A 16,911-nucleotide genomic window follows, 5' to 3' on the forward strand; every position below is an offset into this window, starting at 1 on the left:
CGGGCGCTGATGTCTGCGGCCTTGATGCAACTCAAGGCGGCGGGAGCGTGGACGCGCCTATCGTAACGCCTCGGCTGCGCACCACAAAAGCCGCAGCGATCCGGCGCCACGCGTGCCCGTCTAGCCAACCAACCCCGGAGGCGGCATGCGCAGCGCGATTCTCGGCTTTGTCGGCGGTGCGGCATTCCTGCAAACCCAGGCCGCCTTGCCCCCCCACGCCCTGCACATCCTCCTGGCGCTGCTGATGCTTGCCGGCTTGTCCGCCTGGCTGGCGCGCGGCCGGCTACGACTAGCGGCCGGCGTCGCCTGCGGTGCGGCGCTCGGGTTTTATTGGGCGGCGGTACTGGCCAGCCACGCACTGGCGCCGCAACTGGCGAAGGCCGACGAGGGCCGCGACATAGTCGTGACGGGCACCATCGACAACCTGCCGAACCGCACCGGCCAGTTCACGCGGTTCTTCCTCGCCGTCGAACGCGCCGAAGGCGTCAAGGTACCGCCGCGCATCGCGCTGTCCTGGTATGCCGGCTTCCGGGGCGAAGTGCGGGACGTGCCCGAATTGCGGCCGGGCGAACGCTGGCGCCTGACCGTGCGGCTGCAGCGGCCGCTCGGCAACGCCAACCCGCATGGCTTCGACTATGAACTCTGGCTGCTCGAACAGGGCATCCGCGCCACCGGTTACGTGCGCCCGGCGGGCCGGCACGAGCGGCTGAGCGACTTTGTCCCGACGGTCCGCAACGCGATCGAACGGCTGCGCCACGGCCTGCGCGAGAAGATCGGGCACGCGCTGGAAGGCCGGGAATATGCACCCGTGATCGTGGCCCTGGTAGTCGGCGACCAGCGCGGCATCGACCAGGACGACTGGCAGCTGTTTACCCGGACCGGCGTCGGCCACCTGGTGTCGATCTCGGGCTTGCACATCACGATGATCGCCGGCCTCGTCGCCTGGACCATGGCGGCGCTGTGGCGCCGTTCGTTCTTCATGCGCCGCGCGCAACTGCCGCTGCTGCTGCCGGCGCAGAAAGTGGGCGCGCTGGCCGGCATGCTGGCGGCGCTGCTGTACGTACTGTTGGCCGGCTTCGGCGTGCCCGCGCAACGCACGCTGTACATGCTGTGCGTGGTCGCGCTGGCCGTGTGGACGGACCGCATCGCCTGCGTGTCGCACGTGCTGGCGCTGGCGGCCGGGCTGGTGGTGCTGCGCGATCCATGGGCCGTGATGTGGCCGGGCTTCTGGCTGTCGTTCGGCGCCGTGGGCGTCATCCTGTATGCCTCGGTCGGCCGCACGGCGGTGTGGAAAAACCCCGGCAATCCGGACGCGCTCGATCCGGACGCCCGCCGCGCCACGCCGCTCACTCGAGCCAGCGAATCGTCCATGCGCTGGGCGGCGCGGTGCGGACGCAATATGCCGTCACCCTCGGGCTGGTGCCGCTGACGATGCTGCTGTTCGCCCAGGTCTCCGTAATCAGTCCCGTCGCGAACGCGATCGCGATCCCGGTCGTCAGCCTGCTGGTCACGCCGCTGGCGCTGGCCGGCGGCCTGCTGCCCGAACCGCTGGCGACACCGCTGCTGGTGCTGGCGCACGAATTGATGCGCTGGCTGGCCGTGGCGCTGCAATGGCTGGGCGCCGCGCCGCTCGCCGTGTGGCATGCGCCGGTGCCGCCCTGGTGGCTGTTCGCCTTTGCGCTGGCCGGGACACTGTGGCTGCTGGCGCCGCGCGGCTGGCCCACGCGCTGGCTCGGCGCCTTCACCTGGCTGCCGCTGCTGGCCGCGCAGCCGGATGCGCCGGCGCCCGGCACGGCGCGCATCGTCGCGTTCGACGTGGGGCAGGGCATGGCCGTGCTGGTCGAGACGGCCGGGCACCGCCTGCTGTACGACGCGGGGCCGACGTACGGTACGGACGCGAATGCCGGCAGCCGGGTGCTCGTGCCCTACCTGCGGGCGCGCGGCATCGCCCGGCTCGACGGGCTCGTCGTCAGCCATGGCGATGCCGACCATGCCGGCGGCGCGCTGGCCGTGCTGCGGGACATCCGCGCTGGCTGGACGCTGTCGTCGCTGCCGCTGGAGCATCCCGTCGTGCTGGCAGCCCCGAAGCACCGGCATTGCGTCGCCGGCCAGCGCTGGGAATGGGAGGGCGTGCGCTTCGAGATGCTGCATCCGACCGCCGCCAGCTATGCCGATGCATCGCTCAAGAACAATGGCCGCAGCTGCACGCTGCGGATCACCGCCGGCGGCAAGGCCGTGCTGCTGGCCGGCGACATCGAAGCGCGCCAGGAGGCGGAACTGGTGGCGCGCGCGGCGCCCGCGTTACGTGCGGACGTGCTGCTGGTGCCGCACCACGGCAGCGGCACGTCGTCCACCGAAGTGTTCCTGGATGCGGTGCGGCCGGCGCTGGCCGTGTTCCAGGTCGGCCACCGGAACCGCTACCGCCATCCAAAGCGGGAAGTCGTGGAGCGCTATGAACGGCGCGCGGTGGAGACCCTGCGCACCGACGTCGCGGGCGCCATCCACATCGACCTCGCCACGCCGCTACGGGTTGACAGCTACCGGGTGTCGCGCCCGCGCTACTGGCACGATTGACGCAACGCTTCCCGATCACCGCCCTGCGCGAAGCGGCCGCCGCCGATCAGGCGCGCGGCCCATCCACTCACGCGGGCTGCACGGAACGGTGGCGCCCAGCCCGCAACCGGTCCCGCCGATCAGGCGGATGATCGCCATCACATTAGTCATGTCCTTGAGCGTTTAGTGGATTGACGCTCCGCTCGGAAGGTTCCTACCATCGGTCCAGGTTCACGGTTGCAAGGCCATCGATGCGAGAGGGGCCGAAATGCGAGAACAGCCGGAACGTCGGATCGGTAAACACTTCATTTCGATTGGGGACGACGAATGCGACATCCGCAGCGCAGCAGCAAGAACCGAATCCGGCGACACCGGTCCATTTCCGCGGCACTCGCGGCCAGTTGCGTCACCTGCATCGCCGGGGCGCAGGAAGTGCCCGCCACGGCGCCGGCGGACACGACCGTCGTCATCACCGGTACCCGACTGGTGAACCGCGGCTTTCTCGCGCCCACGCCCGTCACCGTGCTCGATGCGCAGGAACTGAAGGTGACGGGCACGCAGAACCTGGAAACGCTGCTGACGGATACGCCGCAATTCACCGCCAACCAGTTGAGCAGCCCCACCGCGAACACCATGCAGGCCGGCCAGCCGTCCGGCACGGCGACGCTGAACCTGCGCAACCTGGGGCCGACCCGAAACCTGGTGCTGGTGAACGGGCGCCGCTTCGCGATCACAGGTCCCGACTTCACCACCGACATCAACGCGATTCCCGCGGCGCTGGTGCGGCGCATCGAAACCGTAACGGGCGGTTCCTCCGCCGTGTACGGGTCGGACGCGATTTCCGGTGTCGTCAACTTCATCCTGCGCGACAATTTCCAGGGCGTGGAAATCAATGCCCAGCATACCCGGGACCAGCCGACCGGCACGCCGACCAACAGCGTCGACCTGACCGTGGGCGGCAATTTCGCCGGCAACCGCGGCAACGCGGTCCTGTCGCTGAACTACATGGACCGCGAGGGCATGACCCGCGGTGAGCTGGGCGGCTACTCGCTGCCGTCGATGGGCGACGGCTGCGTCACCGCCGCGTCCTGGTCGGCGACCCGTCCCGGTACCCCGCTGGCAGTGCCGGGCGGCCAGACCTGCCTGTCCGCCGGCGGCCGGCCTGGCCTCGTCTACAGCGGCTCGTCCACCGTGCCGACAGGGCGCATCGGCAATCTGCCGGTGGCCGGCTCGGCGGCGTCGAATCCGGCGCTGGACGCCGCGCTGCGCGCCGCCGGCCTGCAGGGCATGGGCACGCTGGGCGCCATCTTCGACGCCAGCGGGAAAGCGGTGCGGCCCTATGTCGCGCCCGATGACGGCTATGACCTGGGGCCGCTGTCGTATGTGGTCACCCCGCAGAAGCGCTGGATGGGCAACGCCTTCGCGCATTACGATTTCAACCAGCGCGCGACCGGCTACCTGGAACTGCATTACAGCAGCAACATCGCCAAGGTGCAGATCGGCCCGACCAGCGCGAGCGGCAACTTCCTCGTCAACACCGGCAATCCGTACCTGAGCACGCAGATGCAGGAAGTGATGCGCCAGCTCGACCTGCGCGAGTCGGGCACGCTGCGCGCCACCAACGGGTCGCAGACGCTGACGACGGTGGCGGGCGACGGCCTGGCGCTGGTCAACCTGAACCGGCGCCTTTCCGACCTCGGCACCCGGCTGGCCGAGACGGACCACAGCGTATTCCGCGCCGCCATCGGCCTGCGAGGCGAGCTGCCCGCCGTGTCCGAAAACTACCTGAGCGACCTGAAATACGACATCTACTACACGCACGCGCGCACTACCGAATCGCAGTACCAGGCGGGCTCCATCTCGCTGAGCCGCTTCCAGAATGCGCTGCTGGCACAGAACGGCGCGGCGCCGGTGCTCAATCCGTTCGGCCAGAACCTCAGCGGCGCGGCACGCGAGGCGATCCTGATCTCGTCGAACTCCGATATCGTCGCCGAGCAGCAGGTGGTGGCCGGCAACGTGACGGGCAAGCTGGCCGAATTGCCATCCGGCCCGGTCGACTTCTCGGCGGGCTTCGAGCGCCGCCATTCTTACAGCAAATACACGCCGGACGCGTTCCTGTCGTCGGGCGACGTCTCGGGCTGGAATGCCGCGCGGCCCACCGAGGGCGAAGCCACCGTCAAGGAATTCTTCGGCGAGGCGCGCGTGCCGCTGCTCAAGGACCGGGCATTCGCGAAAAGCCTGAGCGTCAGCGGCGCGTTCCGCCGCTCCGACTACGACGTGGAGTCGGTCGGCAAGGTGTGGACCAGTTCCATCGGTACCGAATGGGCTCCGCTGGACAGCCTGACCTTCCGCGTGCAGAAGCAGAAATCGATCCGCGCACCGAACGTGGGTGAACTGTTCGGCGGCCAGGGCCGCAATGGCCCGACCGCCATCGATCCCTGTTCCAGCCGCGCCCCGGCCGGCCAGCAGACCGCCGCCGTGCGCGCGCTGTGCGAGGCCACAGGCGTGCCGGGCGGCCTGGTGTTCGATCCTTCGGTGCAGCCGACCCAGTTCCTCACGCAGATCCTGGGCGGCAATCCGGACCTGACGGCGGAGACGTCGCACACCACCACCATCGGCGCCGTCTTCGCGCCGACGGCCGTGCGCGGGTTGCAACTCAGCCTGGATTTCTACCGGATCACGCTGGACAACGCCATCTCGACCCTGGGCGGCGGCGGCATCCAGTCCGTCCTGGACCTGTGCTACCTGACCATCCAGAGTGCGGACAGCGTCTACTGCCGGGCGATCAACCGCGATCCGGTGACCGGCCAGATCGCCGCGCCGACCTACGTGATGACCACCGCCGCGAACATCGGCGGCATCCGCACGCGAGGCGTCGACCTGGCCGCGAACTACGGCTTCCGCACCGGCTGGGGCCTTGGCGGCGGCGGAACGCGGTGGAATGTCGACACCAACTGGACCTACGTGGATGAACTGACCTTCACGCCGATCCAGGATATCCCGGACGTGACCAACGAATGCGTGGGTACCTGGGGTGGCACCTGCGGCCAGCCGGTGGCGAAGTGGAAGGGCACGGCGCGGGTGACGATGAACAGCGGAAAGCTGATGCTGTCGGCACGGGCGCGCTACAGCGGCAGCGTCACCACCGATGCGTATCTGGTGCCGCAGCGCCGGGGTGTCGCGCCGCCAGCCTACGAATCGCTGACCAATCCGCGCATCGGCTCGTACACCTACCTCGACCTGACGGCCGGCTACGATTTCAGCAAGATGGTCAACCTGACCGCCGGCGTGCGCAACGTCACCGACCGCGACCCGCCGGTGCTGGGCTCCACCCAGCTGCCGTCGAACAACTCGGTGTCGGCCACGTACGATCCGCTGGGGCGCGTGTTCTTTGCCACGCTGAATGTGCGGCTGTAGACAGGGGCCAGTTGGTATCGCATGCATGCACCCCAACTGCAAAGGCGGGGGTCAGGAAGGAATGCTGGCCTGCATGCCAGCACCGTTCCGCAGGCGCGAAGCATGCTTCGCGAAACCCCTGCTTCACCCCGCCGGGGCACAGCAGGGGTTTCGAGGAGCATTGCTCCTAGCCTGCGTCGCGGTACCGGCATGCATGCCGGTACTCCTCCCTGACCCCAGGGCTTGCACCTGGGGTAAATGCATGATGCCAGGGGCCGCCTCCGTCGTGTCTACCTCGCCACCTTCACCCTGAACCAGTCCACGTCGATGTAATTGCGCTGGATCTGGCCCGGGGGCGCGCTCGCCTTCGCCTCGTCGCTGTCCGAGCGGAGGTACGTAAACACGGCTGGCCGGCTGCCTTTCCACCACGAAAACTTCGCCAGCTCGGTAGCGGGGCCGAATTCCCTGAACGGCCCGCCTTCCTGCAACGCATGCGAGAACTGCACCGTCTGGTCGGCCCGCACGCTGGCGCGCAGGACGACGGCGCCGGCCGCGAGCGCCGGCCCGCGCAACTCCCGGCCAGCGTTGGCGTAGGTGAGGTAATTGACGCCACCCTCGCGCACGACGCCGATCCACGGCACCCTGACGCCGAACAGCGCGAGCCCGGCGCGCTGGCCTTCCGCCATTCCCCCCAGCTCGATTCGCGTGGTGATCTCGGCGGCCGGCCCCTGCAGGATCTGCGTCAGCGTGTTCCGCGCGCCGACCAGGTGCCTGGCCCGGTTGCCTTCGATGCGCAGGAAGCCTGGGCGCTGCGCGAGGCTCCAGCGCGCCGGGTCCGGATTGTGGTTCCACGACCATTGCAGGCCGAGCGCGCCGGTGGAGAACTCGTCGGAATCCTGCAGGCGATAGTCGGGCGAGCGGGCCGCGGTCCGCGGCGCCGCATGGTCGCGCACCGGCAAGCCTGCGTCGCCCATCACCGGCCAGCCATCCTTCCACGCCACCGGCTGCAGGTGCGCGATGCGGCCGAACGCGCCGGTGCTGTTGAAGTGGATGAACCAGCCTTCGCCGGACGGCGTTTCGACATACCCGCCCTGGTGCGGCCCGGCCAGGCCATTGCCGGGATGGAGCACCGTGCGGTGTTCGTACGGCCCCTGGATCGTGCGGGCGCGCAGCACCGCCTGCGGGCCGGTGCCCACGCCGCCGATGGGCGCGAAGATGTAGTACCAGCCGTCGCGCTTGTAGACCTTCGGGCCTTCCAGCACGGGCAGGTTGACCTTGTCCTCGATGATCGTCGTGCCGGCATCGAGCAGTTTCGTGCCGTCCGGCGTCATCGCATGCAGGATGATCGGCCCGGCGCCCACCTTCGAATGCACCAGCCAGGCCTTGCCGTCGTCGTCCCAGAACGGGCAGGGATCCTCATAGCCGGCGCCGGCCAGCACCGTCACGGGTGCCGACCAGGGCCCGCCCGGATGCTCGGCGGTGCTCATGAAGATGCCTTCGTCCGGCGTGGCCCAGTAGACGTAGAAGCGTGCATTGTGATAGCGGATCGCCGGCGCCCACACGCCGCCGGCGTAGCGCATGCCGGAGCCCACCGGCTTGGAGATGCTGTCGGTGAGGGTGTACGGCGGCACCATGTCGTAGGACGGGTGGAATGGCAGCGCCGGCAGCACGTGGCCGGCGATCTTCCAGTGCACCAGGTCCTTCGATTGCAGCACCGGCAAGCCTGGGGAGAAGTGGAAGCTGGACGCCACCAGGTAATACTCCTCGCCGACGCGGATCACGTCGGGGTCGGAGTAGTCGGCGTGGATGACCGGGTTGGTGTAGCGCTGCGCGGGCGCCTCCGCCATGGCGGACAGCGCCACGCAAGCTCCTGCGAGCAGCCCGGCAAGGGCCGCCTTCCTGCCGATCCGCATGGCCATCCGGTCTCCGTATGATTTGACGTCGCCGCCCAGTAGATGCCGGGCGGGGCGCCGCTGTCAAGACGGAAACGATCAAGCTGGTGAGCGTTGCGTGGCTGGCATTGGCCAACCCGGCTGGCCTCAGCGGGCGCCGCGGTGCGCCCAGGCCGTGGAGCGCCGCTCGACGATGGCGAACAGTTCGTACATCGCCATCGCCATCGCGCCGATCACGCCCAGGCCGGCAAACGCCAGCGGCATCTTCATCGACGAACCGGCCGACACCAGCAGGTAGCCGATGCCTTCGTTGGCCGCGTTCATTTCCGACACCGTGGAGCCGACGAAGGCCAGCGTGATGGCCACCTTCAGCGATGCGAAGAAGTACGGCATGGAACGCGGCAGGCCGACCTTCAGCAGCACGTCCAGGCGGCGCGCGCCGAGTACCCGCAGCACGTCTTCCAGTTCCGGCTCCAGCGTGGCCAGTCCGGTGGCGATGTTGACCATGATCGGGAAGAACGAGATCAGGAAGGCGGTCAGGATCGCCGGGCCGGCGCCGATGCCGAACCACACCACCAGGATCGGCACGAAGGCGGCCTTCGGCAAGGCGTTGAAGGCGGTCATCAGCGGATAGGCGGCCGCGTACAGCAGCGGCGACGAGCCGATCAGCACCCCGAACGCGACGCCGACGGCGACGGCGATGGCGAAGCCCGCCATCGTCACCCAGAACGTCTGCCAGGCATGGCCGGCGATGGGGCCGGCGTACTCGACCAGCGCGACGGCGATCGCGTACGGGCTGGGGAAGATGAATTCGGAAATGTCGAACAGGGCGCAGGCGGCCTGCCACAGCAGCACGATGGCGGCGAGCAGGGCCCACGGGGCGAAGGTCTTGATGGTTTTACGGTGCATCATGTTGGTTCCATGGCGGGTGCCGGACAGGTGAAGGTTCAGGTACCGCGGACCCGGCCGATGTGCTCGCGCAACTCGTGCACGAGCGCGCTGAACGGCTCGGTATAGGTGATGTCGATATCGCGCGGCCGCGGCAGCGGGTTGTCGCGCCGGGCGACGATGCGCCCCGGCCGCTTGCTCATCACGTAGACCGTGTCGGCCAGGAAGGCGGCTTCGCGCAGGTCGTGGGTGACGAGGATGACGTTGAAGCGGCGTTCGGTCCACAGGTCGCGCAGCACGCACCACAGTTCTTCGCGTGTGAAAGCGTCCAGGGCGCCGAACGGTTCGTCGAGCAGCAGCATCTTCGGTTCGTGGATCAGGGCCCGGCAGATCGATGCGCGCTGCTGCATGCCGCCGGACAGCTGCCACGGGTACTTGTCCGCGTATCCGTCCAGGCCCACGGTCTTCAGCAGCGCCAGTGCGCGTTCCACGTGCGCCGCGCGGTCCTTGCGGAACGTGCGGCGGTATGGTTCGACGATTTCCAGTGGCAGCAGCACGTTGTCCAGCGTGGTGCGCCACGGCAGCAGCGTGGGTGCCTGGAACGCCATGCCGACGATCTTCAGCGGCCCGGTCACCTGCTGCCCGTCGATATGGACCGTGCCGCGGGTGGGCGCCTTCAGGCCCGTGGCCAGCTTCATGAAGGTCGACTTGCCGCAGCCGGACGGGCCGACGATGGCGATGAATTCGCCGGGCCGCGTCTGCAGCGTGATGTCTTCCACCGCATATTCACCCGAGTCGTCGTAGGCGAGGAAGACGTCGCGGAAGTCGACGAAATGGTTGGCGACGGCCTGTTCCGCCGCCAGGATGTCGGTCATCGCCGTCATTTCGGGAACACGTTCAGTTCCGCCGCGGACGGCAGGAAGGTGGAGATCCAGACCGTCTTCGGGTCGACCCGCGTCTTCGTGGCGTACACGTCGGAGACCTGCGACGCCATCAGCGACAGCCGCGGCGCCGAGACCTGGCCGAAGCCTTCGGCCTTGGCGCTCGGCGTGGCGATCGCGGTGGCGATGGCCAGCTTGAGACGGCGCAGCTCGAGTTTTTCGTCGATCAGGCCATCGCGTTCCTTGACGCTCTTGATCGCCGCTTCCGGATTGGCCATCACGTCGCGCGCGGCCCTGGCGAAGGCGCGCAGGAAGCCCTTGACCGCCTCGGGCTTCTGCTTCACCAGCGCGTCGGAGGCGATGATGGCATTGCCGTACAGCCGCACGCCATACTTCGGGTAAGGCAGCACGACGACATCCTCGTCCTTGATGCCGCGCGCGTTCAGGTTCAGCAGCGAGGTGAAGGTAAAGCCGGTGATCGCATCCACGTCGCCGCGCACCAGCATCGTCTCGCGCAGGGCGGGCTCCATGCTGGTCCAGGCGGCAGCCGCGGGATCGAGGCCGTTGCTGCGCGCCAGGATCGGCCAGGCGCGGCGGCCTGCGTCGAACACGGGGGCACCCAGCTTCCTGCCCTTCAGGTCGGCCGGGGAGCGGATGCCGGATTTCTTCAGCGCCAGCACGGCCGCCGGCGTGTCGTTATAGACCATCATCACGCCGACCGGCTTGCCCGGCGCGGTAGGGTTGTTGGCGGTGAATTCCATCAGCGCGGCGAGATCCGCGAACCCCATGTCGTAGGTGCCCGATGCCACCCGGTTGACGGCGTTGCCGGAGCCGTTGCCGGCGTCGATCGTCACGTCCAGCTTTTCCTGGGCAAAGTAGCCCTTGCTTTTGGCGACCAGGAACAGCGCGGACGGTCCTTCGAAACGCCAGTCCAGCTGGAACTTGATCTTCGTATCCTGCGCCAGCGCCGGCAGGGCCAGCACGGCCAGCGCCACGCTGGCGGCGAGCTGGCGGAAACGCGATGAGCGGAGAGTGAAATGCATGGAACGTCCTTTCTGGGGTGAAGGCGGCGGAGCCGCCATGAAAATGGTCATGCCTTGCCCAGCGCGCTGCGCAGGTCGAAGCGGGCCGGCGACCGCGCCAGCAGCCGGCAGGCGCACTGGCCGAGGTGCCGCGCCATCTGTGCCTGGGCGCGGGCGCTGTCGTGGTGTTGCAGGGCGTCGACCACGGCGGCATGCTCGTCGAAGGAGCAGGGCTGCTGGCCGGCGTTGTCGAGATTCGAGATGAGCAGCGTGGTGCGCGAGACCAGCCGGCGCAGCGCATCGACCAGCAAGGCGTTGCCGGCCAGTTTCGCCAGCTCGATGTGGAACTCGGCCGACAGCCGGATCCACAGCGGCCGGTCGCCGCGCATCCAGGCATCGCGTTCGCGCGCGATCAGGTCGCGCAGCGCACGGCCGTCCGCTTCGGTGAGCCGGCCGGCCAGCTTGTCCATCACCTTCGCTTCCAGCACCTGGCGCAGCTCGAACATGTCGTCCGCCTCGCGCGCGCCGGGGCTGGCGATGCGGGCGCCGCGATTGCGTTCCAGGTCGACCAGGCCGTCCGCCGCCAGCCTGGCCAGCACGCGCCGCACGTGGTGCCGCGCCAGGCCATAGATGTCGCCCAGGCCCTGCTCGGTGAGCTTGGTGCCGGCGTGCAGGCGGTGCGACATGATCGCATCGTACACGTCGAGGTACATGCGTTCTTCCGGCGCGATGGCGCTGGCCGGCGCGTCGAGCAGGGATGTGGGGGGCAATGCTGGTGCAAGGGACATGGGGTTGGCAGGTGATTGGCTCAACCATGCTTAGCAAGGCGCGTGCCACCGGTCTGGAAATGTCGACAATCCGCGTGGCGGCTTGTGCCGGAAAGCGCGCTGCCGCGCGGTTCCGGGCCATTCGCGGCGGTCCCGCGAGCGCGCGGAACGGCCGGGAAGCAGGGCGGATTGTCGACAATCCGGATGCCATCGTTGCCCCAAAAAAGGCGCCGCGTGCACCGAAGCAATGCATCACCATGGCTGAGCGGCGCCGCCGCAGGGTGCCCGGCCCCGGCGCCGCTGCCCTCCTGCGCGGCCGTTCCGGGCGCCAGTGACGGCGCGCCGGTGCCACAATCGGGCCTTGCCAACCGATCGGGTCCACGATGGATGTGCTTTTCACCGCCGCCTTTCACCGCTCGCCGATCGGGCAGTACTTGCTGGCGCCCACCGACAAGCTGGAGATCATCGCCGTCAACGACGCCTTCCTGGGCTACGTCGGGCGCCGCCGCGAGGACCTGCTGGGACTTCCCCTGTTCGAGGCGTTCGCCGAAGACCCCGGCGACGCGGGCGATACCGGTGTCGGCCCGCTCGGGCGCTCCATCGCCAGGGCGATCGAAACCCGCTCGCCGCAGACCATGTCGGCGCAGCGCTATCCGATCGGCATGACCAGGGATGGCAAGACATGGTTCGAGGACCGCTACTGGAGCGCCACCAACACGCCGATCTTCGACGAGGCGGGCCAGCTCATCTGCATATCGCACACGACCATCGACGTCACGGCCGAAGTGCTGGCGCAACGCGCGCTGCGCAGTGCGCGCGAGGAGGCGATGCGCAGCGCGAGGAGCGCGGAAGCCAACCGCGCCTACCTCGCCTCGGTGCTGCGCTCGGCGCCCGTGGGCATCATCATGCTGGACGAGCGGGGCAAGCTGCTGCATGCCAATCCGGCACACGAAGCGCTGTTCGGCGCCGCGCTCCCGTGCATCGACGGCACGCTGGATTTCGCGGCGTGGAATGGCTGGGCCGCCAGTCCCGGTGGCGAAGGCGCCAGGCTGCGGCCGGAGGAATGGCCGCTGTACCGCGCGCTGGCGGGGCAGACGGTCGACAAGTGCCTGCTCGAGGTGGAGTCGTTCGGCCACGGAAGGCCGCACCGCATGGTGCTGCTGTCGGCCGCGCCGATCGTCGACGCGGCCGGCAAGCCGGCTGGCGCCACCGCCATCGCGATGGATATCGGCGACCGGGTCGAGGCGGAAAAGGCGCTGATCGTGGCGGACCGCCGCAAGGACGGGTTCCTGGCCATGCTGGCCCATGAGCTGCGCAATCCGCTGGCACCGATCAGCGCCGCGGCGGCGCTGCTGTCGCTGGGGCGGCGCGACGAGAAGCAGGTGGAGCACACGCTGGCGGTGATCCACCGGCAGGTGGCGCACATGAGCGCCCTGGTCGACGAACTGCTGGACGTGGCGCGCGTGACGCGCGGCCTGATCACGCTCGACACGAAGCCGCTGGACATGAAGCGGGTGGTGTCCCAGGCCACCGAACAGGCCCGGCCCGCGCTGGAAGCGCGGCGCCACACGCTGCACGTGCGCCAGCCGCAGTCCGCGGCCTTCGTGACGGGCGATGAAAAGCGGCTCGTGCAGGTGATCGCCAACCTGCTCAGCAATGCCGCCAAGTTCACGCCCGAAGGCGGCATCATCGAGGTCGAACTGGCCATCGACGAGCGCCATGTGCGCACCGCCGTCACGGACAACGGCATCGGCCTGGCGGCGGACATGATCGAACCCGTGTTCGGCATGTTCGTGCAGGGCGAGCGCAGTCCGGACCGCAAGCAAGGCGGGCTGTGTATCGGCCTGGCCCTGGTGGGCAGCCTGGTGGAACTTCATGGCGGAACCGTGCATGCGCGCAGTGCCGGGGCGGGGCGGGGCACGTGCTTCACCGTATGCCTGCCACTGGCGGAGGCGCCGCAGCTGGCCGCACCGGCGCACGCCTGGGTGCCGCCGCCCGGCGCCACGGCGCTGCGCGTGCTGGCGGTGGACGACAACGAGGATGCGCTGGCCATGGTGGAGATGCTGCTGTCGTCGCTCGGGCACCGGGTGATCAGCCTGGCCAGCTCGCGCGATGCGGTGCGCCGCGCCGCCGAACTGCAGCCCGACGTGTGCCTGCTCGACATCGGCCTGCCGGATATCGACGGCCTCACGCTGGCGCGGCAGCTGCGGGCCGATCCGCGCACCCGCGGCGCGTGGCTGATCGGCATGTCCGGCTACGGGCAGGCTTCCGACCGGGCGGCCGCCATCGAGGCGGGATTCGATCTGTACTTCGTCAAGCCGGTCGATGTCGGCCGGCTGGTGGCAGCGCTGGCGGAAGTCACGCCACGCCACGCCGAACCCTAGTCGCGTGGGCGGGAGCGGGCCGTCCAGTCCATGCGAATGTCTATCCTGGCTTACGCCGGCGCCGGAGATTGCGCTATGCTCGCCGGATGATCGACGAAGAAATCACCCTGAAAAAACTGGAAATCTTCCTGGCCTTCATGCGCCTGTCCAGCCTTGCGCGTGTCTCGGAAGAGGTCGGGCAAAGCATCGTCAGCGTGCACCGCGCCCTGCATTCGCTGGAACAGGGCCTGCGCTGCCAGCTGTTCCAGCGCGAAGGCCGCAAGCTGACGGCGCTGCCGGCCGCGTTCGCGTTCGCCAGCCACGCGCAGCGGGCGGTGGCGGAGACCGAGGAAGGCATCCGCAAGGTGCGCGAACTGGCCGGGTTCAACAGCAACCGGCTGCGCATCGGCTCGCTGTACTCGCTGACCTTGCGCTGCATCCCGCACCTGCTGATGGGCCTGAAGCTGCGCCGGCCCGACCTGCACATCGACCTGACGCTCGGCTCCAACAAGGACCTGTTGCAGGGCCTGGCCGATGGGCGGCTCGACGCGGTCGTCATCGGCCTGCAGGCACCGTCCGACAACGCCGCCCTGGTCGCGGTGCCGCTGTTCGAGGACGAAGTGCGGCTCGCCGCACCGCTGCAGTCGCCCTATGCCGGCATGGCGCAAGTCGACCTGAAGGCCCTGCGCAGCGAGCAGTTCATCACGCTGGGCGATGGCTTCGTGACGTCGGACAGTTTCAACCACGCCTTCCGCCAGGCCGGCTTCGTGCCGGAGACGGCGATGCGGGTCGGCGATATCTTCTCGCTGATCAACCTGGTCGGCAGCGGCATGGGCTACAGCCTGCTGCCGGCCCGGGTGGCCGAGTACAGCGGGCGCATCGAACTGATTCCGCTGGCCGAGCCGTATGCCTCCCACCAGGTGATCACCTTGCTGCTGTCGAAGTCGCGCGAGCGGGATCCGAACCTGCTGGCGCTGGCGGCGGAATCGCGGATGTTCGGCAAGGGCGGTGCGGCTCGGGCCTGAGGTCGATGCCGTCAAGTTCAGCATTCCCCGCACATTGAAAGTGCATGCATTCACCCCAAACGCGAACGGCTGGGGTCAGACCCGCCGGGTCTGACCCCGGAATTTGCACTTGGGGGGGATTTATCCAGTCGGCATCAGGTCCGAGCCCAAACACGAGGGCCCTACAGGCTCGCCCGCCCAACGTGCTTGCCCACTGTACTTCACTCACCTGCCATCGATCTCCGCCACATACCAGCGCGTGATCGGCAGGTTCTCGCCCGGCCGCAGCTTGGCCCCGTCGGCCGGAGAGATGTAGTATTGCGTGCCGCCACCGGCGCCGAACTGCTTGTTGGCCACGGCGATGCCGCGGGCGGCGCATACGTGATCGGTGACGTGGAAGGTCCGCACCAGCTCGCGCAGCGTGCGCGGCTTGCCGTCGGCGTCCTTGCCGGGATCGGTGGTGACCTGCACCAGCGCGTAATACCTGTCCCACTGGCCGGCCGCATCGCGCAGTGTCTGCTCGGCGACGGCGAAGCGGGGCGGCGCGCCCGGCGTCAGCGAATACAGCACCGTGCCCGGCGCGAGCACCACGTTGGCATAGGTATCCTTGCCGGGATAGGGATTGTCCGGCCAGGCGGCCGACCGGCCTTGCGTGGCGCTGGCCTCGGCCGCGGGATCGCGCTCGCAGCAGGGGCCGCAGGCGCCTGGCGCTGCCACGGCGACTGTGCCGTGCTGGCCTGCCGGCGGCATGGCGCAGCCGGCCAGCAGCGCGCCCAGCACGAGCAGCGGGTATGCCGCGCGGGGCAGCGGCTTCATGGATGCGTTCATCGTGGAGACCTCCGGGGGCGTTGGGCCAGCCACCGGTGTTCCTGCCACGATATCGGCAACCCGGGCGGCGGGGGCTCCATGATATCCGCGCCGTTTCCGGAAAAGTTTCGTAAATTTGTCGCCAGGTGCGGGTCAACGGCGTGCGGGCGACATGGCCCGGCTTACCGCTCGGACCACAGCTTGCCGGCGGTGGCCCAGTGCTCGCGCTTGACCTCGTGGATCAGGATGTCGACCGATTCGGGCGATGCACCCAGGGTCTTCACGGTGGCTTCCGTGACGGCTCGCACGAACGCGCGTTTTTCCTCCGGCGTGCGGCCTTCGAACAGCTGGACATTAATGGTGGGCATCGTGTATCTCCTTCGTGGCGGGGTCAGGTGCGGTAGCGGGGACGTTCGGCATCCAGGCGGCGCAGCAGCGACGGCCATTCGAGCGCGCCTTCGGGAGCGCCGTCGCCCACCAGCTGCGCGTGGGCGGTCCGGCAGATCGCCTCGGGCGGCTGGCGCAGCGGCACGCCGGCCGCCTGGGAACGCCATTGCGCCTCGCACGCGCGGTCCAGGGTTTCCATCAAAACGAACGCCTCGGCGATGGTGCGGCCCACGGTCAGGCTGCCGTGGTGGCGCAGCAGCATGGCCTGGTGGGCACCCAGGTCGCGCACCAGGCGCGCCTGCTCGTCCGGCATCATCGCGATGCCTTCGTAGTCGTGATAGGCCAGCGCGCCGTGGAAGCGCAATGCGTAGGGCGACAGCGGCAGCAGGCCGTCGTCCTGCATGCCCACGGCCAGGCCGGCCATGTTATGGAGGTGCAGCACGCAGGCCGCGTCCGGGCGCGCCGCGTGCACCGCCGCGTGCAGGCGGAAGCCCGAGCGGCTGACCGTGTACTGGGGCGGACCGAGCGGGTTGCCGTCGCTGTCGACCTTGACCAGGTTCGACGCCGTGACTTCCTCGAAGCGCATGCCGAACGGATTGATCAGGTAACAGCCCGGTTCGCCCGGTACGGCGGCCGAGATATGCGTATAGATGCCGTCGTCCCAGCCATGCAGCGCGCACAGCTGGTAGCAGGCCGCCAGGTCGACGCGGGTTTGCCATTCGGCGGGGGAGGCGATGCCGGGGCGCACGAGTGCCGCCTGGCCGGGTGTCGAGAGTCTGTCCATGGCGAAAGCGTAGCAGGGTTTGCGCGGTCCGATACCTCACTGCCTGTATAGGCTGTCCGTACGATCCGCCTCCCAGGCAACGGTCGAGGTTTGCCTTATGTTAAGATTCGTTACTATTCTTGAAGTAAGACAATCATAAGTTTTCGCCGCTACCATCGCCACGCCGA

At 68.7% G+C, this 16,911-nt stretch carries 13 protein-coding genes; 5 read left to right on the plus strand and 8 right to left on the minus strand.

Annotation, left to right across the window (positions count from 1 at the left end; translation table 11 throughout):
- Positions 1-145: 145 nt before the first annotated feature.
- The 3 genes from OU994_RS31660 to OU994_RS16330 all read left to right on the plus strand — a co-directional run bounded on the left by OU994_RS31660 (position 146) and on the right by OU994_RS16330 (position 5,970).
- Positions 146-1,429: a ComEC/Rec2 family competence protein gene (locus tag OU994_RS31660; protein WP_307731706.1), complete on the plus strand. Its 1,284-nt coding sequence runs from the start codon at positions 146-148 to the stop codon at positions 1,427-1,429.
- On the plus strand, positions 1,387-2,574 hold the full coding sequence (locus OU994_RS31665) for a DNA internalization-related competence protein ComEC/Rec2 (protein ID WP_307731707.1): 1,188 nt from the start codon (positions 1,387-1,389) through the stop codon (positions 2,572-2,574). Before OU994_RS31660 ends, OU994_RS31665 begins: the two co-directional genes overlap by 43 nt.
- Positions 2,575-2,880: 306 nt before the next feature.
- On the plus strand, positions 2,881-5,970 hold the full coding sequence (locus OU994_RS16330) for a TonB-dependent receptor domain-containing protein (RefSeq protein WP_281606707.1): 3,090 nt from the start codon (positions 2,881-2,883) through the stop codon (positions 5,968-5,970).
- Between the two features lie 269 nt (positions 5,971-6,239).
- Here the strand turns inward: OU994_RS16330 and OU994_RS16335 are convergent, their stop codons facing one another.
- The 5 genes from OU994_RS16335 to OU994_RS16355 form a co-directional block, all read right to left on the minus strand.
- Positions 6,240-7,868 carry a glycoside hydrolase 43 family protein gene (locus tag OU994_RS16335; protein WP_281606708.1) on the minus strand — a complete coding sequence of 543 codons (1,629 nt, stop codon included), beginning with the start codon at positions 7,866-7,868 and terminating at the stop codon, positions 6,240-6,242.
- 120 nt (positions 7,869-7,988) lie between these two features.
- Positions 7,989-8,750: an ABC transporter permease gene (locus tag OU994_RS16340; protein ID WP_131149090.1), complete on the minus strand. Its 762-nt coding sequence runs from the start codon at positions 8,748-8,750 to the stop codon at positions 7,989-7,991.
- Between the two features lie 38 nt (positions 8,751-8,788).
- Positions 8,789-9,604, minus strand: coding sequence for an ABC transporter ATP-binding protein (locus tag OU994_RS16345; RefSeq protein ID WP_281606709.1), 816 nt, complete (start codon positions 9,602-9,604; stop codon positions 8,789-8,791).
- A gap of 5 nt (positions 9,605-9,609) precedes the next feature.
- On the minus strand, positions 9,610-10,653 hold the full coding sequence (locus OU994_RS16350) for an ABC transporter substrate-binding protein (protein ID WP_281606710.1): 1,044 nt from the start codon (positions 10,651-10,653) through the stop codon (positions 9,610-9,612).
- 47 nt (positions 10,654-10,700) lie between these two features.
- The gene (locus tag OU994_RS16355) at positions 10,701-11,402 is read right to left on the minus strand and encodes a GntR family transcriptional regulator (RefSeq protein ID WP_281606711.1); all 702 of its coding nucleotides are present in this window, start codon (positions 11,400-11,402) and stop codon (positions 10,701-10,703) included.
- A gap of 380 nt (positions 11,403-11,782) precedes the next feature.
- On the opposite strand from OU994_RS16355, the gene OU994_RS16360 reads away from it, so the two are divergent.
- Positions 11,783-13,783, plus strand: coding sequence for an ATP-binding protein (locus OU994_RS16360; RefSeq protein WP_281606712.1), 2,001 nt, complete (start codon positions 11,783-11,785; stop codon positions 13,781-13,783).
- Between the two features lie 86 nt (positions 13,784-13,869).
- Positions 13,870-14,787, plus strand: coding sequence for a LysR family transcriptional regulator (locus OU994_RS16365; protein ID WP_281606713.1), 918 nt, complete (start codon positions 13,870-13,872; stop codon positions 14,785-14,787).
- Positions 14,788-14,991: 204 nt separating this feature from the next.
- Here the strand turns inward: OU994_RS16365 and OU994_RS16370 are convergent, their stop codons facing one another.
- The 3 genes from OU994_RS16370 to OU994_RS16380 form a co-directional block, all read right to left on the minus strand.
- Positions 14,992-15,594 (minus strand): hypothetical protein, encoded by a 603-nt coding sequence (locus OU994_RS16370; protein ID WP_281606714.1) that lies wholly within the window; start codon positions 15,592-15,594, stop codon positions 14,992-14,994.
- Between the two features lie 161 nt (positions 15,595-15,755).
- Entirely contained in the window at positions 15,756-15,941 is a 186-nt protein-coding gene (locus OU994_RS16375) for a 4-oxalocrotonate tautomerase (protein ID WP_281606715.1), read from the minus strand.
- A 23-nt stretch (positions 15,942-15,964) separates the two neighbouring features.
- Entirely contained in the window at positions 15,965-16,744 is a 780-nt protein-coding gene (locus tag OU994_RS16380; RefSeq protein WP_281606716.1) for a class II aldolase/adducin family protein, read from the minus strand.
- Between the last annotated feature and the right edge of the window lie 167 nt (positions 16,745-16,911).

Source organism: Pseudoduganella sp. SL102 (genome assembly GCF_027856995.1).
Classification (GTDB): domain Bacteria; phylum Pseudomonadota; class Gammaproteobacteria; order Burkholderiales; family Burkholderiaceae_D; genus Rugamonas; species Rugamonas albidiflava.

Coding starts and splice junctions, on each gene's coding strand:
- OU994_RS16335 (WP_281606708.1), bottom strand. CDS start 7,868: ATGGCCATGCGGATCGGCAGGAAGGCGGCCCTTGCCGGGCTGCTCGCA.
- OU994_RS31660 (WP_307731706.1), top strand. CDS start 146: ATGCGCAGCGCGATTCTCGGCTTTGTCGGCGGTGCGGCATTCCTGCAA.
- OU994_RS16345 (WP_281606709.1), bottom strand. CDS start 9,604: ATGACCGACATCCTGGCGGCGGAACAGGCCGTCGCCAACCATTTCGTC.
- OU994_RS16370 (WP_281606714.1), bottom strand. CDS start 15,594: ATGAACGCATCCATGAAGCCGCTGCCCCGCGCGGCATACCCGCTGCTC.
- OU994_RS16330 (WP_281606707.1), top strand. CDS start 2,881: ATGCGACATCCGCAGCGCAGCAGCAAGAACCGAATCCGGCGACACCGG.
- OU994_RS16380 (WP_281606716.1), bottom strand. CDS start 16,744: ATGGACAGACTCTCGACACCCGGCCAGGCGGCACTCGTGCGCCCCGGC.
- OU994_RS16365 (WP_281606713.1), top strand. CDS start 13,870: ATGATCGACGAAGAAATCACCCTGAAAAAACTGGAAATCTTCCTGGCC.
- OU994_RS16340 (WP_131149090.1), bottom strand. CDS start 8,750: ATGCACCGTAAAACCATCAAGACCTTCGCCCCGTGGGCCCTGCTCGCC.
- OU994_RS16360 (WP_281606712.1), top strand. CDS start 11,783: ATGGATGTGCTTTTCACCGCCGCCTTTCACCGCTCGCCGATCGGGCAG.
- OU994_RS16350 (WP_281606710.1), bottom strand. CDS start 10,653: ATGCATTTCACTCTCCGCTCATCGCGTTTCCGCCAGCTCGCCGCCAGC.
- OU994_RS16375 (WP_281606715.1), bottom strand. CDS start 15,941: ATGCCCACCATTAATGTCCAGCTGTTCGAAGGCCGCACGCCGGAGGAA.